The sequence below is a fragment of the Mucilaginibacter sp. GW821-FHT07G05 genome, assembly GCF_059418565.1.
The window spans coordinates 228,089-250,500 of sequence record NZ_JBWKQC010000006.1 but is presented as its reverse complement, the minus strand read 5'-3'; the positions used below and the strand labels follow the sequence as shown (position 1 = coordinate 250,500).

General features: G+C 43.1%; 22 protein-coding genes. 8 read left to right on the top strand and 14 right to left on the bottom strand.

The genetic code is table 11. The features are described from left to right. Positions 1-6 precede the first annotated feature (6 nt). Positions 7-1,515, bottom strand: coding sequence for a sensor histidine kinase (locus AC07NA_RS16845; RefSeq protein ID WP_494898770.1), 1,509 nt, complete (start codon positions 1,513-1,515; stop codon positions 7-9). A gap of 246 nt (positions 1,516-1,761) precedes the next feature. Further along, positions 1,762-2,472, bottom strand: a complete 711-nt coding sequence (locus tag AC07NA_RS16840; RefSeq protein ID WP_494898769.1) for a DUF4198 domain-containing protein — start codon at positions 2,470-2,472, stop codon at positions 1,762-1,764. Between the two features lie 221 nt (positions 2,473-2,693). Between AC07NA_RS16840 and AC07NA_RS16835 the strand changes: the two genes are divergently transcribed. Then, positions 2,694-2,999, top strand: coding sequence for a hypothetical protein (locus tag AC07NA_RS16835; RefSeq protein WP_494898768.1), 306 nt, complete (start codon positions 2,694-2,696; stop codon positions 2,997-2,999). Between the two features lie 141 nt (positions 3,000-3,140). Here AC07NA_RS16835 and AC07NA_RS16830 read toward each other — a convergent pair whose 3' ends face one another. Beyond that, positions 3,141-4,004 carry a DUF6624 domain-containing protein gene (locus AC07NA_RS16830; RefSeq protein WP_494898767.1) on the bottom strand — a complete coding sequence of 288 codons (864 nt, stop codon included), beginning with the start codon at positions 4,002-4,004 and terminating at the stop codon, positions 3,141-3,143. Positions 4,005-4,221: 217 nt separating this feature from the next. Here AC07NA_RS16830 and AC07NA_RS16825 point away from each other — a divergent pair, with 217 nt between their 5' ends. Further along, on the top strand, positions 4,222-5,130 hold the full coding sequence (locus AC07NA_RS16825; RefSeq protein ID WP_494898766.1) for an EamA family transporter: 909 nt from the start codon (positions 4,222-4,224) through the stop codon (positions 5,128-5,130). A gap of 71 nt (positions 5,131-5,201) precedes the next feature. Here the strand turns inward: AC07NA_RS16825 and AC07NA_RS16820 are convergent, their stop codons facing one another. The 4 genes from AC07NA_RS16820 to AC07NA_RS16805 are packed head-to-tail and all read right to left on the bottom strand — an operon-like array spanning position 5,202 to position 7,616. Continuing rightward, on the bottom strand, positions 5,202-5,675 hold the full coding sequence (locus tag AC07NA_RS16820) for a hypothetical protein (RefSeq protein ID WP_494898765.1): 474 nt from the start codon (positions 5,673-5,675) through the stop codon (positions 5,202-5,204). Positions 5,676-5,718: 43 nt separating this feature from the next. Continuing rightward, positions 5,719-6,003, bottom strand: coding sequence for a GNAT family N-acetyltransferase (locus AC07NA_RS16815; RefSeq protein WP_345210791.1), 285 nt, complete (start codon positions 6,001-6,003; stop codon positions 5,719-5,721). 40 nt (positions 6,004-6,043) lie between these two features. Further along, positions 6,044-6,679: an alpha/beta hydrolase gene (locus tag AC07NA_RS16810; RefSeq protein WP_494898764.1), complete on the bottom strand. Its 636-nt coding sequence runs from the start codon at positions 6,677-6,679 to the stop codon at positions 6,044-6,046. A 1-nt stretch (position 6,680) separates the two neighbouring features. Further along, on the bottom strand, positions 6,681-7,616 hold the full coding sequence (locus tag AC07NA_RS16805; RefSeq protein WP_494898763.1) for a ring-cleaving dioxygenase: 936 nt from the start codon (positions 7,614-7,616) through the stop codon (positions 6,681-6,683). A 358-nt stretch (positions 7,617-7,974) separates the two neighbouring features. Here AC07NA_RS16805 and AC07NA_RS16800 point away from each other — a divergent pair, with 358 nt between their 5' ends. The 3 genes from AC07NA_RS16800 (at position 7,975) to AC07NA_RS16790 (ending at position 9,668) form a co-directional block, all read left to right on the top strand. Next, positions 7,975-8,565 carry a Crp/Fnr family transcriptional regulator gene (locus tag AC07NA_RS16800; protein ID WP_494898762.1) on the top strand — a complete coding sequence of 197 codons (591 nt, stop codon included), beginning with the start codon at positions 7,975-7,977 and terminating at the stop codon, positions 8,563-8,565. Between the two features lie 76 nt (positions 8,566-8,641). Further along, positions 8,642-9,361 carry a pirin family protein gene (locus AC07NA_RS16795; protein ID WP_494898761.1) on the top strand — a complete coding sequence of 240 codons (720 nt, stop codon included), beginning with the start codon at positions 8,642-8,644 and terminating at the stop codon, positions 9,359-9,361. Positions 9,362-9,365: 4 nt separating this feature from the next. After that, positions 9,366-9,668, top strand: a complete 303-nt coding sequence (locus AC07NA_RS16790; protein ID WP_494898760.1) for a hypothetical protein — start codon at positions 9,366-9,368, stop codon at positions 9,666-9,668. A gap of 177 nt (positions 9,669-9,845) precedes the next feature. Here the strand turns inward: AC07NA_RS16790 and AC07NA_RS16785 are convergent, their stop codons facing one another. From AC07NA_RS16785 to AC07NA_RS16775, 3 genes are all read right to left on the bottom strand, one after another. Beyond that, a complete protein-coding gene (locus AC07NA_RS16785; RefSeq protein ID WP_494898759.1) occupies positions 9,846-10,397 on the bottom strand; it encodes a cupin domain-containing protein in 552 nt (183 codons plus the stop codon). A 71-nt stretch (positions 10,398-10,468) separates the two neighbouring features. After that, a complete protein-coding gene (locus AC07NA_RS16780; RefSeq protein WP_494898757.1) occupies positions 10,469-12,970 on the bottom strand; it encodes an AsmA family protein in 2,502 nt (833 codons plus the stop codon). A 117-nt stretch (positions 12,971-13,087) separates the two neighbouring features. Then, positions 13,088-13,765, bottom strand: coding sequence for an MCP four helix bundle domain-containing protein (locus AC07NA_RS16775; protein ID WP_494898756.1), 678 nt, complete (start codon positions 13,763-13,765; stop codon positions 13,088-13,090). A 173-nt stretch (positions 13,766-13,938) separates the two neighbouring features. Here AC07NA_RS16775 and AC07NA_RS16770 point away from each other — a divergent pair, with 173 nt between their 5' ends. Further along, a complete protein-coding gene (locus AC07NA_RS16770; protein ID WP_494898755.1) occupies positions 13,939-14,751 on the top strand; it encodes an SDR family oxidoreductase in 813 nt (270 codons plus the stop codon). 72 nt (positions 14,752-14,823) lie between these two features. Here AC07NA_RS16770 and AC07NA_RS16765 read toward each other — a convergent pair whose 3' ends face one another. From AC07NA_RS16765 to AC07NA_RS16755, 3 genes are all read right to left on the bottom strand, one after another. Next, positions 14,824-15,543 (bottom strand): basic secretory protein-like protein, encoded by a 720-nt coding sequence (locus tag AC07NA_RS16765; RefSeq protein WP_494898754.1) that lies wholly within the window; start codon positions 15,541-15,543, stop codon positions 14,824-14,826. 20 nt (positions 15,544-15,563) lie between these two features. Then, the gene (locus tag AC07NA_RS16760; RefSeq protein ID WP_494898752.1) at positions 15,564-16,511 is read right to left on the bottom strand and encodes a hypothetical protein; all 948 of its coding nucleotides are present in this window, start codon (positions 16,509-16,511) and stop codon (positions 15,564-15,566) included. A 541-nt stretch (positions 16,512-17,052) separates the two neighbouring features. Continuing rightward, positions 17,053-18,099, bottom strand: coding sequence for a LacI family DNA-binding transcriptional regulator (locus AC07NA_RS16755; RefSeq protein ID WP_494898750.1), 1,047 nt, complete (start codon positions 18,097-18,099; stop codon positions 17,053-17,055). Between the two features lie 206 nt (positions 18,100-18,305). Between AC07NA_RS16755 and AC07NA_RS16750 the strand changes: the two genes are divergently transcribed. Further along, positions 18,306-19,634 (top strand): APC family permease, encoded by a 1,329-nt coding sequence (locus AC07NA_RS16750; protein WP_494898749.1) that lies wholly within the window; start codon positions 18,306-18,308, stop codon positions 19,632-19,634. A gap of 1 nt (position 19,635) precedes the next feature. Continuing rightward, positions 19,636-20,799 (top strand): trans-sulfuration enzyme family protein, encoded by a 1,164-nt coding sequence (locus tag AC07NA_RS16745; protein WP_494898748.1) that lies wholly within the window; start codon positions 19,636-19,638, stop codon positions 20,797-20,799. Positions 20,800-20,982: 183 nt separating this feature from the next. On the opposite strand, the gene AC07NA_RS16740 is transcribed toward AC07NA_RS16745, so the two are convergent. Continuing rightward, positions 20,983-22,371: an MFS transporter gene (locus tag AC07NA_RS16740; RefSeq protein WP_494898747.1), complete on the bottom strand. Its 1,389-nt coding sequence runs from the start codon at positions 22,369-22,371 to the stop codon at positions 20,983-20,985. Positions 22,372-22,412: the final 41 nt, after the last annotated feature.

Sequence of the window (22,412 nt, the reverse complement as noted above, 5' to 3'; positions counted from 1 at the left end):
TTAAAATTAACTATTAATATCTAACTGCAGGGTGAGGTGTATAAAAAACTCCTTGGCGTTTTCGCGTATAATAAGATCGTGCTTTTGCGGATATACCAGTGCCAGGCGTTGTTTTACATTCTCCAGCCCTATGCCGCTCTGGCCTTTCTCCGGGTCGTTTTCGTTACGGATATGGATGCTGTTATGCACATCGAAATACACCGTGTTGCCGCTTATTTGAAGCGTTACCCTTATGTGCGACGGATTTTGCAAACTGATGCCATGCTTAAACGCGTTCTCCACAAAAGGGATGAGCAGCATTGGGGCTATCAGCAGTTCGCCTGCTTCTTCGTCTATCTGGGTTTCAATGGTAACATCTTCAGATGTTGATGTACGCAGCTTTTGCAGCAGTATATAGTTCTTCAGGTAATCAATATCGCGCGACAATAATATTTTATCCTGCATGTTCTCCTGTAGCATAAAGCGCATCATATCGCCCAGTTTTTGGATTCCCTCGCCGGTACGTTCGGCATTTTCCTGCAAGGCGGTGCCGTACAGGGTGTTTAGAGCATTGAACAGAAAGTGCGGATTAATTTGCGATTTCAGGAAGTTGAGATTGGCATCGGTTTTACCCAGCTCGGTTTTTAACACTTTTATCTCTTCGTCGCGTTTGGCGTGGCGACTTTTATAAACACCCCGCGCCAGCGGACTGATAATAAGCAGTACCGAAAAGAAGTTGGTAACCAAAATGGTAATCATGCGCTCATCGTCAATTTTTTGCCACAAGTTTAGCCCCGTTAACTGAGTGAGCATTTGCTGAGGCAGTTGCCCCATAAAGCCGTTTGTATTATCCTTAAAGCACATGCATACACCATATAAGGCCAATGTTGATAACGCAGCCCAAAGCAATAACCTTGGTAAATAGTATAAGAAAGGACGTTTCCTCGTGGCCGATTTAGGCATTAAATGATGTACCAAATACAGGTACATTACAATGGCTACCGGTAAATTATACAGTAAATAATAATATAGCCATAGCGGGGTCGACATATACATCATCCCTACTCTTATAAGCAAGAAGGTTGCGGTGAGCAAGGCGACTTCGTGATATAGGGCATTATCTTTATTTTGCCGGTTACGCCCAAAAAACACGAAGAGTATCTTGATGGCCAGTAATGCCGCGAAGTGCATATTGATAATGCCCGCCATAAAGCAAACGGTAATAAAGATAAACACGAATATTGAGTTTGATGCCTTCTCATCCTGGCTTTCAAAGGCCGGTATTACATAGAAGCAAAGCATCAGATAACTCATCAGCGTGATAATATGATTAAAAAGTGCCGCTGTTAATGCACTGCCCACAGGTTGAACGGTTGGTATAGGAACCCCGTTGATGATAGCGCTGGCCGTATTAGCCGTGCCTGATCTGGCAATGTCTATCAGATCGAACAGGAGGGAGGCTGCTATACAGCCTATTACAATCCAAAATTCAATACGGGCCGTTTCTTTTAGCCGTTCGTTTATATACTTAATCATACTGCTGTAATATTGGGGTTATGTTTTACTCCCGCAATAGTACAGCGCCGTTTTTTTACTAAAATAAAAATGTGACGAACCCCGATAAAAATGTGATGAAAGCCGGCTATGTTTATCATCAGCGGGATATCAAACAAGAAAGGCCGCGCAATTACAGCGCGACCTTCTCTTTTGCATAGGTATAGAAATTTGTGCCTGCATTACCCTGTTAACTAAAAGTATACGGGGGTAAACAGGACTTTAATATTATTTATTTACCTCGAAGCTTGAGGTTGCGCCCTGCCATGTAGCGGTAAAGCTTTTGCCATAATGGTCGCCGGTTGTTTTTTCGTTATTGCTAACTTCAAGTACGTATCTGCCTGGCCAGGCCGGGGTAAAGGTTATCGCGCCATTTTCGTCGGTAGTAAATTCTTTTGTCCAACCGGCGGGGCTAAAAACAGTAACCGGTTTGTTGGCCAGCGGCTTATTATTGAGTACGGCTTTTAACTGTACAGGCGCGTTCAATTTGTAGTTTTTCGCTTCGGCAACAGCAACTTTTAAGTTATTGGGTATAGTTGCCAGGTCAATGGTTTTTACCGGCCCAACGGCTACGTTTGCCAATGATGAAAACTCGTATTTTGTAGTGCCGCCCAATTCTTTGGCCTCGTGTACTACGCTTATAACGTATACACCGGAACCTTCGGGTGTAAATGTTGCCGAATAAAAATTGCTGCCCGGAGTAGTAGTCAGTTTCACTTTCTCTTTGCCGGGCGCAGTTAGCCATAGCGTAAATTCTTTAACATCCGAATACCATTTGCTTACTTCATCGCGCTCGTTAGTGGCGTATTCGCCGTAAAATACTTTTACTTCATGTGCTTGTCCGGCTTTGCCTGTAGTATTGGTTTCAATCCATAAGGCGTGTGCCATAACCTGGTTTGCACCGATGATTAGTAATAGAGCGAGTAGTAAGGATCTCATAGTATTCATTATTTGTGATGTATTGATATTTAATTCTTATTTAGACTGATTAAAGTGAAGCAAATGTATAGAAATATATTTTTTTAACGAATATTATTTAGAGTAAATCTAAATAGTGTATTTTGATTAAGGATGCAAACTCAGGAGTTTTATTTAACGCATACACTTTAGAGCAATCGTCCGGATTTTTAATAAGTTTACCTTAATAAACCTGTATCATAATGAAGAATAGTTTATTGCTGTTGATGCTTTTATCGCTTGTGTGTTGTAAGCAACAAGTCCGGAAACATCTTAAACCTCTGAATAAATACAGGGTAGAGATCTACAAAAAAGTTTTAACCGGCAAATCAACAGACTACTCATTTGATATAAGAACCAGCGTGATAGTAGCCGCCAGCGATACACAAGCCTACAAAATGGGGTTGAAGATGTACAAGTCGGCGTGTATTGGAGATCAATTAAAAGAAAGCGAGGGCATGAAGTTGAAATCCCCTCACACACTCATTTATTGTAAAGAAATACATTAAAGGTTATGCGCCGACATCTGGAGTTGATATTGCAGATTCTTTGCCCCAAAACGTAACTGATAGTTTGAGAAGGCTGATATTTAAAAGGCCAGTAGATAAAAATGCTGATAAATTAATTTGAGGATTTTAAATAACCTGTAATTATTCTACAGGAGTAAGCCCTATGGCTAATCGTCTGTAGTTTAGGCTATCCTTATTAATTACGGGATCGCCGGGGCGGGTGCCGTAAATTTGGATTCCCTTGTCGGTAAAGGAAATCCTATCGGTGATGATGGCATAGTTTTCCGCATCGATATTGCCTTTTTTAAACGCGGTTGATATGAGCGGGTAGTAGCGTTTCTGGTCGGCAAAGTTGAGTTTGAGGTAGAGGTAAATGAGCGATTCTACTCCGTTTTCATCAATCTCCTCGGGACCGGGCCAGCCATAGGTGTGAATAATGGATTTCAGTTTCAGCGCGTTCACAGCATCTTTAGCAAATACGGTATCCTGGTAAAGTTTGTATTCGTTGGAGTTTGTGCCGAATTTTCGGGCTAAATCTATCCTTGTGAGGTCCATGCGCATACGCTCTTTGCGTAAGCTTTCCAATTCGTAAGGTACCGAAGCATTAAAGCGCTTCTTTGCCTTTTCCATTTGTGCCAATAGCAGCTGCCATCTTTTATCGTGCCATAACTGTATAAACTCGGCTTCATGAACAATGGCATTATAAAATGTGCGTGGTTTCCGGCTTACAATTACCGATAGGAACGCGAAAGCGCTATCAACCTGCTGACTATTGGTGCATGCCTTTGCCGCGTTCAACAGGTTTATATCCGTTCGGGTGACGGGCGTTTGTGCAAACGATCTTAAATAATATTCGGCCGATCTGTTATAGGATTTTATCTTGAAGAGTGAGTCGGCGGTTTTTATACCTGCGCTATTGCCCGGCAGGGTTTGTGCTTGCAGCAAGCTTGCGCCGAAACAAATGAAAAAGGAGGCGATAAGGGTTCTAATAAAAGCAGGCATCATCTTTAACCGAACTTATTATGTTTAGGTGCGTTTGTGAAAAAGGGATCATCAATTTGTGGTGATAACAATTATTAAAACGGAAAACAGGTACAGAAATTGCAAACGGTTCAGATAATGTATTTTAATATCTGTTATGCTGTAAAATCATAAAACTGTATCTGTATTGCTTTGTCGGTTTTCCTGATATTTGCAAGTATAAAAGGAGGATAAGTATCAGATGAAGGATGCAAAATATTACCTGGCAGCTATTGTTGCCTATACAACCTGGGGTTTTTTCAGCTTGGTTTTAAAACCCATACATGCTTACGCGTCGTTAGATATTCTGTTTTACCGTGTATTTAGCTGCGCAATATTAATGCTGCTGATCACTGTTTTGTTTAAACGCGCAGCTTTAGGTCAAACAATAAAGGCATTTAACCAGCTCCCCAAAAATGAAAAGCGCCGCACAGCCTTGCTAAACATTGGCGGCAGCGTGTTTTTATGCATCAACTGGTTCTCTTTTATATATGTAATGAACCATGTGAGTGTAAAGGCAACTTCGCTGGCTTATTTGGTTTGCCCGATACTAACAACACTGCTGGCCTATTTTCTGCTGCGCGAAAAATTGAATAAATTTCAATGGATAGCAATTGGGTTAAGCGTTACAGGCTGTATCCTGTTATCGTACGCCAATATTATAGATATGTTTTACAGCATGATCATCGGCCTTAGCTATGCCAGCTATTTGGTGAGCCAGCGCCGCAATACCGGGTTCGATAAGTTTATTACGCTTACCTTCCATATTGTACTTTCGGCCATTATGCTGCTGCCATTCTACCCCCAATTTTCAGGACCGGTACCAACGGAATTTAAATTCTATATGTATATAGAAGTGATAGCCGTAGCTTTCACTATTATCCCTTTGTTCCTGAACCTATATGCCCTTAAACGCGTTAACTCATCAACGGTAGGTATGTTGCTTAACATTAACCCTATCATAGCGTTTATGCTGGCCAATTTGGTATATCACGAGCAAATGAGCTTTTTGCAGGTGGCATCGTACGGTATTATATTTATTTCGGTGATCGTGTTTAACGCGCACCACATTGCCAAAGTAAGGCAGGTAAATATGAGCTTGAGTAAATAAGGTTCATCTTAATATAATACATTACAGTTGAAATAAAAAAGGGGTTTCTTGTTTTAAGAAACCCCTTTTAGTTACTCTATAGTGTAAGAGAAATGACTGACCGTCCATACACTGTCTGTCTTTTTTAATTTGAAAGAATAGTCGGACCGCTGATTTACGGCGTATACTGTTACGTTGGATGAATCATGGTCAATAGAGAATGAAGTCACTATGTATCTCATGGGCTTATCATCTATTCGGTTATTAAACTGCAAGCGCTTCGTTGTCTCCGGAGTTTCATCCCAATAATCAATTTTTATTTTACCGGCATATTTAGGCCATGAAGAATTGTATTTAGCTCTTTTCGTTTTTATAATAAAAATGGTATCAGGCTTAATATACATATCCTCAACAACCTTATCATACGTAAACACCAGGCTTAGTATTTTAGCAGTATCTGTACCTGTTGATCTTTTTGAGGCATCGTTTTTAAACGTGCATGACAGCAATAATGAACCAAAAAGAAGAAATAGCAAGAGCCTGTTCATGCGCAAAATACTATCCATCTTTATTATAAGCCGTTAAACAATAGTAATTGTAATTATCTTATCAGGCTACCAATCTGTTCCACTCGGGGTGGCGTTTTAAAAAACCTTGTATGTATACGCAAAGCGGTACTATCTTTTTGCCTTGTGCCTCAATATAGGTAAAGGCTTTTTCTACCAGCGCGCCTGCTACGCCTTTGCCTTCCAGTTCCTGCGGTACTTCGGTATGTATCAGGTAATACTTATCGTGTTTCAGCAAGTAATCGATAAAGGCACGGTGCCCCTCAACAGTGAGCTCGAAATTATGAACAGGCTCGTTGTTGATCAGTTCTACTTCTTCGTATTTCATGGTATTCAGGTTTTAATTACTGCAAGATAGTTAACTAAAATCAATTACCTATGGTAGAAAATATAAGGCTATCAGCCAAATCTATCTCCTGTTGGGTAATGGTATGCGGCCTGCCTTTAAATACCTTTACCGTGGTTTGGGCATTTAAATCAGTCAATATAACATTGCTTTCTTCCACGCGACTTACAGGCACATGCGGGTCAGGATCGCCGGTGGTAATGAGCACCGGGGTGTTCTTAAAATCACCCGAGTAACGGGAAGTTATCAATTCCTGACCGATCAACCCGCCCGTGAAAGCTACCACGCCGCCATATTGTTTGGCATTGCGGGCTACGTATTCGAGCGTTAAACAAGCCCCCTGTGAAAAGCCCAGGAAATAGATCTTCTCTGCCGGTATGCTATCTGCTTCAATCTGTTTTACCAGTTCGCCTATGTTTTCCAGTGCCGAATCTAAAGCCGGTTGGTTTTGGCTTTCGGGTGCAATAAAACTATAAGGATACCAGCTTTGGTTAGTAGCCTGCGGCGCGTAAATGGCCAAATCCTTAGTGTTGAGTTCGCGGGCCAGGCTCACAATGTTTGCGGCTGTACCGCCCCGGCCATGTAGCATGACCAGGGCGCCTTTAGCCTCTTCTGCGGGTGTCCCGGCGGTAATATATTGTTTAGTGTGTTGGTACATTTTAATATAAGCTTGGTAATGTTTCTTCTAACTGGGTACGGTATTGCTCGTATTGTGCAGGTAATTTTAAATGGCTGCCCAATTCTTCTACCGGTTCGTCTACGCTGAAGCCCGGGTTATCGGTAGCAATTTCAAACAACACGCCACCCGGTTCGCGGAAGTACAGTGAATAGAAATAGTTACGGTCAATTTTTTCGGTAATGTGTAAACCCAATGCGGCTATTTTATCCCTGTATTGCATTAACACTTCCTCATTTTTAACCCTGAAAGCTACGTGGTGTACAGACCCTCCGGCTACATGGCCTGCTATTTCTCCGGGTACTTCTACCAGGTCAACAATGGCCGCGTTATCAACCGCGTCGGTAATAAAACGGAAGCGGTTTACATGCTGCTCCAGCAAACGGTAGCCAAATACATTAGTTAAAATATCGGCAGTTGGCTGCATTTTGTTGGTAGTGATGGTTACGTTGTAAAAACCCCTTGTAGCGTTTTCGGCTTTCACCTCATCGGTTTCCCATGGTAAGCGGTTATCCGGTGTTTTTGAAGCAATCAGTTCCAGTTTCAAACCGTCGGGATCTAAGAAGGTAAGGTATTGCTCACCGAATTTTTCAGAGATCTTGTTGTAAGTTACATTATGGTCTTCAAAACGTTTCAACCAAAAATATAAACTGCCTTCAGGTACTGAGTAACCAATTTCGGTTGCTTGTCTGCTGCCTCTTCTGCCGGTTTGTATATTGCCCCATGGGAAGAAAGTTAACACAGTACCCGGTGTTCCTTCTTTGTCGCCATAGTATAAGTGATATGTTTCGGGATCATCAAAGTTCACCGTTTTTTTGATCAGGCGTAAGCCTAAAGTTTTGGTATAAAAATCGTAGTTGCGTTTGGCATTGCCTGCTATCGCAGTGATGTGGTGGATGCCGTTGATTGTATTTTCCATGTTGTGTTTTGTTTTCGTGTGTTATGATTTGTGATTTAACACTACAAAAGTACCACGCGTTTTTACGCCCGCACTTGACGTAGGATAAGAAATGAATAGAGGGTAATTTTTGATTTATTTTTTGAAAGATTGATCGATGAAATGCCGACTCACCCCGACATCGCTGCGCTTGTCACCCCTCTCTCCGCAAGCGGAAAGAAGGGTTTTGAAGTTATTCATTTTGGAAGGTCCTTCAATCCTCTTTGCGAAGCAGAGAGGGTGGTCCAGCGAAGCGTAGACGGGTGTTTATATACGCTTTGCATTCGCATCTACCCCTTAATAATACATAAATGCTTAAATTGCCCTGTCAATTACATATATGGAAACCAGTCTTATTCTGCAAAGTATCTCTAAATACATTCATCTTACGCCCGAAGAGGGCGCGTATTTTGTTACCCTGTTGCAGACCAAGCAATTAAAACGCAAAGAGTTTTTGCTGGAAGATGGCGAGATATGTAAGTACTCGGCCTTTATTACTTCGGGATGTATGAAGGGTTTTACGGTAGACCACAACGGCTTTGAGCACGTAATGAATTTCGCGCCGCCGGGCTGGTGGATAGCTGATATGTATAGTTTGATCAGTCAGAAACCTGGCAACCTGAATATTGAAGCTAACGAACCTACCGATATACTGCTGCTCTCGAAAGCCAACCAGGAAAAGCTGTACATACAGGTGCCCAAGTTCGAGCGCTTCTTTCGCATCATTACCGAAAATTCATTGGTAGCCTACCAGCAAAGGCTGATGGATAACCTGAGCCTCGCGGCCGAAGAGCGGTACAATAATTTCTGTAAGCGGTACCCATCGCTTATCAACGCGTTGCCTAAAAAGGATATCGCCTCGTATATAGGTGTAACGCCCGAATTTTTTAGCCGCATGCAGGCCAAAATACTGCGTAGCCCGGCTAAGTAATTTCATTTCTTAATCTACATCAAGTGCCTGCGGGTTTGGTGGCCGTACTTTTGTTGTATCAAATAACAAAAAGATCATGGCAAAATCAATCATACACAAGGCAGCAACAAGAGGCTTCGCAAATTTAGGCTGGCTTAAAAGCTACCACACTTTCAGTTTTTCGGGTTATTATAATCCCGAAAGGATACAGTTTGGAGCGCTAAGGGTTTTGAATGATGACACTGTTGACGGCGGCCGCGGTTTTGGTGATCACCCGCATGATAATATGGAGATCATTTCCATACCGCTATCGGGCGAATTAAAACATCGCGACAGCATGGATAACGAAGCCGTGATAAAGCCCGGCGAAATACAGGCCATGAGCGCGGGTACAGGGATTTACCATACCGAATTTAACAACAACCCTAACCAGGCGGTTAAGTTTTTGCAGATATGGCTTTACCCCAATAAGCGCAATGTGCAGCCACGGTACGACCAGGTTGCTATAAATACTACAGAAAAGAATGTGCTGCACCAGATATTATCGCCCAATGCCGATGATGCAGGCGTGTGGATACACCAGGATGCCTGGTTCCATACAGGGCAGTTAACTGCGGGCACAACTACTACATACAATATAAAGAAAAACGGTAACGGGGTATACGTGTTTGTGATAAGCGGGGATGTTACCGTTAATGGCCAAAGCCTGAACGAGAGAGATGGAATGGGAATTTGGGATACCGACGCTTTAGAAATAAAGGCCGATAGTGATGTTCAGGTGCTTTTGATGGACGTACCAATGGTTGTTAATGTTTAAGGGGATGGAGAAGAAGGAGATTTTAGTGATCGGGACCAATCCCGGCATTATACAAACCATTGTGCGGCTCATCAATAATAATGAGCAATGGAACGGCACCGGCGTACTCAGCGCCGCCGATGCTGTTAATGCTTTTGAAAATAACCCGTTTGATGTGGTGCTGTTTGGCGGCGGCCTGCTCGATGATGAAGAGAAAGAGCTAAGCATCATCTTCAGGGATATTAAGGCTGATATTCCGCTGGTTAAACACTATGGCGGCGGCAGCGGGCTATTAAGCTGCGAAATATACCAGGCGCTGGGCGCATAGGTAAGGTGTTGGCAGACAATCAATGTCATGCTGAACTTGTTTCAGCATCCCACGAACTGGGTAAACACTTTGCTTATTTGAGACTTTTCTAATGAGATGCCGAAATAAATTCGGCATGACGGGTTAAGAAATTAGTCTTTCCCAACACCTGTGGGCGTGTCGGGTAAACTTCAATAATTAATCTATATATTTTTTATACGTAGGTTTATAACCAAGCAAACAGGCAAAAGGTGTTAATACACCAAATACTATCTTTTGCACCAAATAGGGCGGTTTTATCAGCCTGAAAACATCTGAAAACTTATTTACGGTAAGTGCAAGCTGCAAAATATTGGGCATGCCCTTATCATTTACTTTACCATCGGTCGCCAGTCCCCAGGTGGTTTCGAACAGGTATTCGGTTTGCATAGCTGGGCGTACCTGCCAGTTGATAACTGCTTTGTTGCTGCTATCGTTCCACATGGCATGTACTTTGTTAAGCGGGATGTGCAGCGTATCGCCTGGTTTCAGGGTACGTATTTCGCCATCTATTTTTACACGTAGTTCTCCCTCCAATACTTCAAAATCTTCCGACTGATAGGGATGATAATGTTCCGGTGGCTCGGTAGAGCGGGCATGGTAGGTACTCTCCATTTCCAGCAGTTTGCCCTGGGTATCGTTATACGTTTGTATAAATTTTATGTGCTGCCCGGTTATGGGGTTCTTCAAAATTTTGCCGCTGTATGCCATAAGTATTTAAGGTTAATAAATACATTACGCACACAGCGGCAAAACATTACAGCCGCAATTGATATTTCTATTTAGCTTTCCTTTTTAGCAGCTTCTTCCTGCTGCTCCTTCTCTTTATCGTCTTTATCCTTGTCCTTATCTTTTTTGCGGTTACGGTTCAGTTTGATCTTTATTTTGCCGTCGTCGCCATCGGTAGCCAGCAGGTGTATCACTATACCTTTCATACGTTTTTTATCACGTTCGGCTTTGTCGGTTATTTTATAGTCGTCCTTTGGGTTACGTAGGGGAACATCCAACGCGATATTTGTGCCTGTGGTAAGCGAGTAAATACCGGCAATATCCATATTCAATACGCTCGAATTGATCTGCATAGGATTAATGGTGATCAGGTTGCCGCGCAGATCGAATTTTCCACCCAAATTAGAGAATTTGATGTTATCCAGATCGCGGAACGGAAAGGCGAACTTACCCACGCTTTTGATAGGGGCGAAGGATAGCAACGCGCCCTCTTTAAGGTTAAAGGTGATGGTGCCATTCACCGATCGCGGTACAAGGTCCCCGGTATTGCTGATGCGCCCGCTCACATTAGCTGTTGACGACAGGTAGCCCCGCAAGTTGCTGGATGTTAAACTGGTTAAGCCGAAATTACTGAACGCGTAAAAGAAATGGCTGATATCTACATTGTTTACCTTGCTGTTAATAGCAAAGCTGTTGTATGGCCCGTTCTGGATGATCTTACCATTAAGGTTGAGCGAACCACCCGCGTGTTTAACACTCACATTGCGGATGAGCAGGCTGTTATTGGCCAGCAAAATATCCGCTTTGGCATCGGTAGCTAAAAACTTTTTATAGTATACCTTATCCACACTCAGGTGCATTTGGGCGCTACCTTTTTCAAATATGGCGTTCACCTGGTCGGCCAGGTTTGATCGGCGTGGATTGCGTTTCACCGGGCGTTTTACCACGGTACGTGCGTTTAGTATCCCCAGAAACTCACCCAAATACATTTGCGGACTACGGATATTCCATGTCAGCAGGATCTTTTCGGGCGCGTTATAATAAAGGTTCAGGAAGTTGCTGATCTTTCCTTCCATCAATACTACGCTGCGTCCGCTTTGCAAACGGATGTTGTTCAGCATCAAGTTATCACCCGCGAAATGTATTGACAGTGATGTATTTTTCAAGTCGAGGTTACGCGGCAGGTATTTAATATCGGCATTGCTGATGCTTACAACTCCGGTAAGTATGGGTTTGTTTAGTTTATAGTCAACAACATCGGCGGTATAGCGCAGCTTCAGTTTGGCATTGCCTTTACTGAATTTAAACGCTTCTTCACCCAAAACAGGGTTCAGCCTGATCAGCGGAAAATCTGACCGGAAGGTACCGATCACCAATGGCTTGTTAAGGTTAGCGATAATAGAGGTATCGGCCGTAAAAGGTATATAATCGTATTTGCCCGTAAAGCGGAAAAGTTTAATAGCCGAATTTTCATCGCCCAAACCTTTGCCCTTTACATAGTTGTTGGTAAATACCCCATCGAAATTACAATCCTCCACCGTGCCACCCGGACTGGTTAAGGTGTTGTTGCGCACTTTGCAATCCACATCAATAGCCGGATCGCCGCCGCCGCCAAAATCGCCTGCTATGGTTGCGTTTACCAGCAATGGTTTGGCCAGGTTAAACATGTTCAGTTTTTCGGTAATGTTAGGTGCCAGTAAAGCGCCGGCATGTCTCCATAATAGCTCATCGGCATGTATCTTAATGGTGAAGTTAACTGGGTCTTTAGCCATATTAAATACTGCGCCAATGGTGAACAGATCTTCACCAATGTATAGCTTATTAGGCGCCACATTGATCACCTGGCTATCTGAAGTATAATCGATATCGAACGGACCCTTCAGCACCTTATCCTTAATAAAACTACCACGACGGGTATTAAAGGCCAGGCTTACCACGCGGGTATCCATATCCAGGTGCGCTTTCCATCCTTCGCTCGGATAATCAACCTTACCTTTTAACGAGCGTACCTCAAATTTGAATAGCTTGTATGCCTTGCGGTTGTCTACCGCGAATTTTACATTATTAAAGTTAATGCGTTGTATAATGGGTGGCTCGCTGCTTTCAGTGTCTTTTGGTTTATTTGGGTCGGGTTTCTTTTTGCCGAACACTGCCGTATTGCTGTAGCCGGTGCTATCGGTAAACAGATCGATAGAGGCGTTATTGATCACAATTTTATTAATATCCACATCGCCCATCAATAACGACAACGCGTTTACTGATACGCCTACATCGCCTGCTTGCAGTAAAGTATGATGGTGTTTTGCCCACTGATTGTCTTTCAACAATACATTTTTTAACGATACCGATACACCTGGGAAGCCCGAGAAAAAGGTAGGGTCGATATCGCCGATGGATAATGAACCATCAAGGCTTTTATTGAGCGTATTGGTTATCAAGGTTAATACCTTTTGCTTGTTATAGCTCACATAAATAGTAAGGCCTATAAAAATAATTATAATAAGAGCCACAAAGCCCCCTAATACCTTAAGCGTAGTTTTTAACCATTTGGGCATAAAAATATATATTGAAATGCGTGTACTAAAGATTATATGCCTGTTAAGCAAAATACATTCCAACACCCGGGCTTAAACCCAACAGGAATATTTAAACAATGGGTAATGCCGCCCTGCTTAGTTCATATTGTATTTTTTATAAACGGTATTGTTAAGTTTTGAGGCGATAACCAGCTTAATAATAAGCACCCCGATAATTACCGATACCAGTATTTGCAAGGTTGACAGCAGGTTGAAACTACTGGCGTTAAATGCCGATTGTTTAATAAGGTCTTTACCTACGGCAGATTGTATATTCATGAGTTTGCTTAACAGTGTAATGTTGTTTTTGTGCGTGTTAAGCACGTTTTGATCATAAATAGCTTTGGCTTCGGCATGTTGGTTAGCGGCCAGCAGCCTGATGATGCTTGCTTCGGCTACGGTCAATAATTTGTTGTTATGCTTAAGTTGATCTATAAATTCGGGTTCGCTTTTTACCAGGTAGGTGCCCTCAAACTGTGTGATAAGCTTGCTGATGCTGGCGTTGATATGCTTAAGTTGCTGATGGGTAGCCGTAACATTTTCGCTATTGTTCAGGGCGCTTTCGAGCAGTGCCTTTTTACTATGCAGGTTGTCGCTTATATAATACAGATCGGTAGCCGGAATCAGCCTGTCGTTATAAATTGATTTTACCGAATAATTGATATTATCGAGGTTGCGGCCGCCAATTACACTGGTCAATATCGCGAAAAGCATGATGCAAAAAAGCAGCATGGCAACTTTTGTCTTCTGCTGAATAAAGAGCGTCCATTTCATAGCTGTAAAGATTAATAACCCTGCGGGGAGGATGGTGGTTTATAGGTATGCAATACAATATCCGTATAAATTAATTGTAAAGCAAGGGTTTCGTTATGGGGATATTATTGTGAAGAATATTTAAGTGTAAGCAACAAACAAAAAAGACCTCTATCCGCTTAAATTAGCAGAAAATGAAACGTATGGGGCAATCACTCAATAATCAATCAGCATTAATTACGGGCGGCGATAGCGGGATAGGCAAAGGTGTGGCAATTGCCATGGCCAAAGCCGGGGCAAGGGTAGTGATCAACTACGCTCACAATGAAGAAGCCGCTAATGAAACCGTAAAGGAAATTACAGCAGCCGGTGGCGAAGCCTACGCCCACAAAGCCGATGTAAGCAGCGAAAACGATGTGCAGGCCATGTTTGCTGCCATGTTTGAGCGTTACGGCACTATTGATATACTGGTGAGTAATTCGGGCATGCAAAAAGATGCTAAGTTTGTTGATATGACGCTGGATGAGTGGCAGAAGGTGATCAACGTAAACCTTACAGGCCAGTTCTTATGCGGAAGGGAGGCTGCACGGGAGTTTATCCGGCGAGGTGTGGTGGAGGGCAGGAGCAAAGCCGCCGGGAAGATCATTTGCATGAGCAGCGTACACGAGGTGATACCATGGGCTGGCCATATTAACTATGCGGCCAGCAAAGGCGGTGTAATGATGATGATGAAAAGTATGGCGCAGGAACTGGCTCCGCATAAGATACGTGTGGTAGGCATAGGCCCCGGCGCTATAAAAACCCCCATTAACAAAGCCGCCTGGGAAACCCCCGAAGCGATGGAAAAACTGCTGGAACTGATACCTTACAACAGGATAGGCCAGCCCGAAGATGTGGGCAAACTGGCCGTATGGCTGGCATCTGACGAGGCCGACTACATAACCGGTACCACCATTTTTGTAGATGGCGGGATGACACTCTACCCCGGCTTTGCCGATAACGGTTAAACATAAAAAAGGCCTGCGTTTTTAGTGCAGGCCTTTAATTGTGTGGTAATATTAAACTGTGGTAATACAGTATTATATAACTGGGTTTTTAGCGTAATCAGCCCAAAGCTCATCAACGTTTTTACCGGTAAGTTCTTTCCAGGTATCGGCAGTGTAAGTGTGAGCCCTTAAGCGTTTATCAAGCTCTACAACCAGTTTTTTGTTGTTGGTTTTTTCTATCCAAACAAAAAAGCGTGCGGTAATGCGGTAGCTGTTTTTATAGCTTTGGGTTTCTTTATACTCGGGCATGGTCCATTTTGAGCCTTCGTTATCCACACCAAATTTAAAGCGTACATAATCGGCAATACCTTCGGTTAACCAAACCGGACCGGCACTGTAACCGTACTCCTGTACAATGTGCATTACTTCGTGGGTAACCACATCAACATCGGTAGGTTTACGCAACATCCATCCCGGGTTAAAGCGGATAATGCCATCGCTGGCAGCTGCCACACCTTTGTAGCCGGGGTCAACAATAAAGGTTACCGTACGGGTGGTTTTCTTGTTGTATTTTTTCGCTTCGGCAGGGTATACTTTAAAAAAGGCGTCTATCATACGGGTTTTAACCGAATCACCGGCGGCCTGCGCGAAGGTTGAATCTTTGTTAATGAATATCAGCGTATAACCTTTTTTAGTGATAGAATCGCGGGTAAGATAAGTGCCTATGGTGGTCCATTTACCTTGCGCGCTTGCCGTTAAAGCCTGCATGCAGCATAATACGGCAATTGTAAATACGGTAACTTTTAATTTCATTTTTTTGTGCTTGATCTTGATTAATATTTAACGTTAGGGAAGTCTTTTTGAGCTTGTTTAAACTGGGTTTCCCATTCATCGGGCCAGCCGAATGCTATGGTAGCCTGCTCTTTTAGGTTAACACCTGCGGCACCGCTCCAAAAGTGGATAAACTCGCCCCAGTTTAAGTCGCGACTATACTCTTTACCATTTTTAGGGAAATTGGCAGCCAGTAAAACAAAGTATTTGTTTAACACTTTAGCGCCGCCGTATTTGCTGTAAATAGGGTAGAACCAGTTTTTAAACCATTGCGAACCTGCACGCGGGAAATCGTCTTCTTTGGTTTGCATTTCAACGAAGATTTTGTCCGCTTCGGCCTTTTTATCCAAAGCCAGCAATACATCGTAAATGTAGATCTCCATCCATTTGCTATCGCCCCACAGCGGGAACGAAGGTGAATTTTTGATGCCTTTTGATGCGCCTTCTACAATGTGGCCAACCTCGTGGATAGGGATGGCGATATCTGTACCGGTAGGGTTTTGCCACGCGTTGAAATCGCTCGAACCCATATCAACCACATTACGGTTATCGTGGCTGGCATCAAAGTACGATGCCGGGTGCCCGCCGCTATATTTACCCGCGTGGAAGATAACGTAAAGGCGTTTGCCCGTACCGAAATCACCATAAGTTTTTTTAGTGTAGCGCCATACATCGCCCATAACTTTGTAAGGCCAGGTAATGCTGCGTTTTACATCAGCGTCATAATAAACAGCAACAACACTATCATAATACACGCGTGTAAGGTTTTGATTGTGTTCAAACCAATGCTCTTTCCATCTTTCGGGCGGAGCGGCTTCACCCGTTACAGGTGTTTTGGTGGTGTCGGGAGGATTGGTCGTATTGGACGGCTTGGCCTTATCCTTACTGCACGAAATGCATAATTCGCCAATGATCAATGCTGCAATGGCGGCTGATTTTATGATGGTCATATTAATAAATGGGGTAGTTTACGGTTTATTAAAAGGGAAGCATCCCTCGCGAACACTTCCCAAATATAATTAACTAATCTGTAAAACGATATAGCATGCTAAAACCTACGGTAGTGCATCTGTTTCACATATATTAGTTTTTATACTCGCGGGTGGCACTACGGTAGTTTAATAAATAATTCATAAACATTAATGCTTATGAAAAAGAACTCAAGTGTTTTGTGCCTTCTTGTTGGGCATTAATAATGAGTTGTATTTTAAAATTCGAATTGATAAAACGTTTTATCAATTTTGATATGAAAAATGCCTTATATCGTAATGATTTAAAGCTCGATTTTAAAATACAGTTGTTTTGGATGTTTATATTTTAACAAATATATAATAGTAAAAGCTTTTATCAAATAGCTGTCCTTTATTTTTTGAATATTTTGGCTTTGAAAGCGCGTTTTTGCCTGTTTTGTTAATAATTATATTGTTTGTTTAAAATTATATGCAATTGTACAGGTCTTCTTTAGATAAAAATAAGCTAAAGTCGCTTTTATCAATATGCAACCTCTTTAACCAATGCTTTTTTAGTACGGGTTGAACCTCGTTCAATAATGGTCGACGGAATTTGCAATTTCAGATCAGAAATATTGGTTCTGTTTTGCATTAATTGCGACAACAGGATATCAATGGCCGATTTCGCAATTTCGTAAGTGGGCTGTTTGATAGAGGTAATGCCCGGCGGGTAAAGGTCGAACAATTCGTTATCATCAAAACTGATTACCGCTATATCATCCGGAATGCTCAGGTTAAGTTCCTTTAAGGCTTGTAAGCCCAATATGCCCAAATAGTTGGTAGCGAAAAATATGGCATCGAGGTTCTTGTTTTTCAGGATATAATCTTTAATCACCTCTACAGCATCATACTTATCAATATCGAAAGGCAGCTTCAGGATGTTTTTCTTAACCTCTTTAATATTGTTTTGCTTCAGGGTATCGCTGTAACCCTGCAACCTTTCATTTAATTGCACCAGCTCAATATCCACGGTTACAAAACCTATTTTTTTATAACCCTCTTTTATAAAGCAGTTAATGCCGTTTACCACACTGCCGGTGTTATCAACCAGTACATGCGGTATGTTAAGGCCCGGGAAATAACCGTCTATCAGTACAACCGGTTTGTTATTGTTCACCAACGCCATTACATCATCCTCTAAACCTTTAAGCGGGGTAATAATATAACCATCAACCAATTGCTGCGACAACATTTTTATAACTTCCTGTCCTTTCTGTATATCGTTATTGGTGCTGCAATAAATAATGCGGTAGCCATGTTTTTCGGCTTCTTCTTCAATTACCTTGGCCAGCGCGCCAAAAAAGTGACCGCCAATGTTTTCTACAACAAGGCCAATAACTTTTGAAACACCCGTGCGCAAGCCTACGGCCATACGGTTAGCTTGGTAGCCATTGGCGGTGGCCACGTCTAAAATTTTTTTTCGGGTGGTTTCGCTAATGCGCCCCTTTCCGTTTAAAACAAAAGATACCGTGGTGATTGACGCATTGGCCAGTTTGGCAATATCTTTAATTGACACCGATTTTTTCATACAAAAAGATGTGATAATTATAGGGAACTATAATTGGTTAAACAAAAAAATATACAGAAATAGTGGTTTATAAGCAATAATAAGCAGTTTTACAGGTGGTATGATGCCATCATAAATGTAAAAACTGATTTTATTTGCCTTAAATATAGTAAAACCTTTTACTATATTTAAAAAATGCAAGGAATATTTATATAAGAACGGCATTTATGGGGATAATTCCAAAACTTAACCGTTTTGATCTGTACATGATCGTTATCAGCCTTATTATAGGCATGGGTATTTTTGCTACACCTTACGAAGTAGCCAACCATACCGATAATGTGTACCTGTATTTCGCGGTGTGGGTGTTTGGCGGGGCGGTAAGTTTGTGCGGCGCGCTCACCTTCGCCGAAATAGGTTCACGGTACCCCAATACGGGTGGTTTTTATAAGGTGGTATCTTACTGCTTTAACCCGGCATTCGCGTTCATGATCAATTGGGTGCTGGTGATCAGCAATGCCGCTTCGGTAGGGGCGGTGGCGCTTATCGGCGCGACCTACATCAATCCCTTGCTGATGCCGGAGGGCTTGCAAAATACCATGGGCGTACGCATACTTACGGTATCATCGGTATTTATATTATATATTATTAATTATATAGGTATAAAAATGAGCGCCCGAACCCAAAACGCGCTCACCATATTTAAAGTGGTATTGATACTGATATTGTGCACCGCCGTGTTTAAAAGCGACGCCACATTACCTGCTCTGGAGGCCACCCGTCACCCCGCCGGTAAATTAAGCGCTTTGGGGCTAAGTTTGGTAGCGGTGTTTTTCACCTATGGTGGCTATCAGCAAACCATAAATTTCGGCGGCGACATCATCAATCCCAAAACCAATATACCCAAGGCCATTTTTTTAGGCGTAATAACGGTGGTGGTATTGTACCTGCTTATAAACTTCTGTTATATAAAGGTTTTAGGCCTGGGCGGTTTGCAGGGCGATCAGGCTATTGCGGCCAAACTCGCCGGTGTATTGTTTGGTGTTACGGGGTATAAAATAACATCTATACTGATGTTCGCATCGGTGCTGGCTTACATCAATGTAAACATTATGGCCAATCCGCGGGTTTACTATGCAATGGCCGAAGACGGCATTTTACCCCAATTATTTAAACGTGTTAACAGCAAGAGCCAGGTGCAGGAGTTTGGCCTTACATTTTTTGTAGGAGCCATATTGGTGATTTTACTGTTTGTAAGCTCCTTTAAAAAGATGCTGGATTATGTGATGTTTTTTGATACCATAGGCCTTTCAATAGCGGCAAGCTCCATTTTTATTTTACGTAAAAAGAAGGAGCAGCACGATATAAAAGGGATCTACAAGATCAAACTGTTCCCGCTTATTCCGCTGATATTTATCGCGTCGTACCTGTTTGTTACCGTTACCATATTCATCAATAATCCTCGGGCCGCAATAGTTTGCTTCTGCACATTTGTTGCGGGCCTCATCATATATTATCTAACCAAAAGAAACCAAAAACCAATCCCCAAACCCTAAAATGGAACTATCATTTATCCTAAACGAGTTAGGAGAAGACCGCGAGAACTACTTTAATGCCATTTCGCCACCTGTAATGCAAAGCAGTAACTTTGCTTTTAAAACCGTGGCCGATTTCAGGCAGGCTATGGCTAATGAATTTGAAGCCGGCATTTACTCGCGCGGGCAAAATCCTACGCTCAACATCTTGCGTAAAAAACTGGCAGCATTAGATGGTGCCGAAGATGCCTTACTGTTCAGCAGTGGTATAGCCGCCATAGCGGTGCCGCTTATTAGTTTGCTTAAACAAGGCGACCATGTGGTGGCCATCAAAAATCCTTACAACTGGGTAGAAAAACTATTTAGCAATGTGCTTGGCAAATACGGCGTAACCGCCACGTTTGTTAATGGCAATGATGTGCAAAATTTTATTGATGCCACTCAATTCAATACGCGCCTCATCTACCTCGAAAGCCCTAACACGCTCACCTTTGAGTTGCAGGATATTACCCGCATAGCGGATTTTGCAAAATCGAAAGGGATCATCACCATGATAGATAATAGCTATTGCAGTCCGCTGTTTCAAAAACCGATAAGTATGGGTATTGATTTGGTAGCGCAATCGGCCACTAAATATATTGGCGGGCACTCTGATATTGTTGCAGGTGTACTTACCGGCAGCAAAGCGCTGATGGAGCAATTGTTCAATAATGAGTTTATGAACATCGGCGCGGCCTTGTCACCTCAAACAGCATGGCTCATGATCCGTGGATTACGCACCTTGCCGCTGCGCATTCAGCGTAGCTTTGAAACCGCTAAACTGGTTACGGCTTACTTACGCACGCATGATGCCGTTGATAAGGTATACTGGCCTTTCAACCCCGATCATAAACAGGCTGAATTAGCGCGCAGGCAAATGCAGGGTTGTGGCGGTTTGTTCAGCTTCACGCTCAAAAATTCATCCGAAGAAAAGATAGAACGTTTTTGTAATGGTCTCAAACATATACTAATGGGCGTATCATGGGGCGGGCACGAAAGCCTGGTAATGCCGGTACTGGCATCTATAAACAACCATGAATATGACGTTGCTAACGAACGTCACCAAATGATGCGCATGTATGTAGGGCTGGAAGATCCGGAATATATTATTGAGGATTTGCGGCAGGCATTGAGCTTGTGTGATTAAGTAGTTGATCAACTCACCCCGACTACGCTACGCTGGTCGACCCTCTCTACTTCGTAAAGAGGGCGTGGAAAAGAAAAAGCTGAAAGCGGAAAAATCAATAATTCTAAAAAAACCTTCTTTGCGCAGCAGAGAAGGTGGTCGAGCGCAGCAAAGACCGGATGAGTTAATTAACGCGTACTCCTTCTAAGATTTACCCGCCATCCCCAGTTTATAAGCGTTGCCCCGGCTGATGAAGATCACCAGCCAAGCCAAGCCGATAAAGGCATAAGCGCAAAGTATCACCATAGAAATATGGTTAACCGCGGCCGCGCTTGCATCCTGCTGCATAAAAAGGCTTAGGATGGACAGGCCGATACCCGCGCCTAAAAAGTAAGAAGTGCTGGTAAGGCTGGATGCCAGGCCGTAATGCTGCGTGGGCACACCCTCAACCGCCAGTACGGATAGACTGGTGAAGCAGATGGTCATACCGATGCCCGACACGCAGGCTGCCGAGAGCAATAGCAGTAGTAATGAATGTCCCGACAAGATGCTCATGAAAAGCAACAGTCCGCCGATAGCCATCATAGCCATACCCAGGGTACCCAACTGACGAATAGTGATTTTCTTTATCATCAGCGGAATAATAAATTTGGCCACCATGGCCGATAATATGCTGAAAGGTACCAGTAAAATACCCGCTTCGGCCGCGCTGTAGTGCATGTCTTTTTGCAGCAGCAGCGATATAATGAACAGGTAACCTGTAAAGAAAGCCCCCAATAAAATAAACACCCCGTTAGCCGTTGATATAGTAGCCGAACGAAAGATAGACAGGTCGATAAGTGGTTGCGCCTGTTTAGTAAACCGTCGGTAAAGTATCACGAAGCACAGCACAGCCCCGATAAGTATGGCGCTTATAGAAAGGTAATGTTCTTTAATTTCGCCTAACTGGTGCACGCCATAACTTAGCATTAATAACCCTGCTACTAATAATAACCCGGAAGTTATATCGGCCATTTTGGGTGGATGAAAATGCAGGTCGTTGGCCAGGTAAAGCCAGGCTGCTACAATTACAAAAGCAAGGATAGGCACATTGATGAGGAATACCCAATGCCAGCCCCAATAAGTGCTGATGATACCGCCAATTGATAGCCCGCTGCCCGAACCCACCGCAGCGAACGAACTGAAAATGCCGATGGCCTTACTGCGCTCATGCTTTTCGGTAAAGGTGTGGGTAACTATGGAAAGCGCCGCCGGCATGATCAGTGCCGCCGCCAAACCCTGCACCGCCCTGAACACGGCCAGCATAATAAACGAACCCGACAGCCCCGCCCCCAAAGAGGTAACCAAAAACAGGATGGCCCCAGCTATAAATACCCGCTTGCGGCCAATCAGGTCGGACAGTTTGCCGCCGATGATCAGGAAACCGCCATAGAGCAGCACATATAAAGTTTGCAGCCATTGCACCTCATCGTTACTCAGGCTGAACTGGTTTTGGATGGATGGAATGGTGAGGTTAATGATCGCTATATCTAAAGCTTCCACAAATATGGCCATGGAGGCTATAATGAGGATGCTGTTCTTTTTTAAACTCATAATATCGAATTTTGTTCCGACAAAATTAATCAGGTAGATTT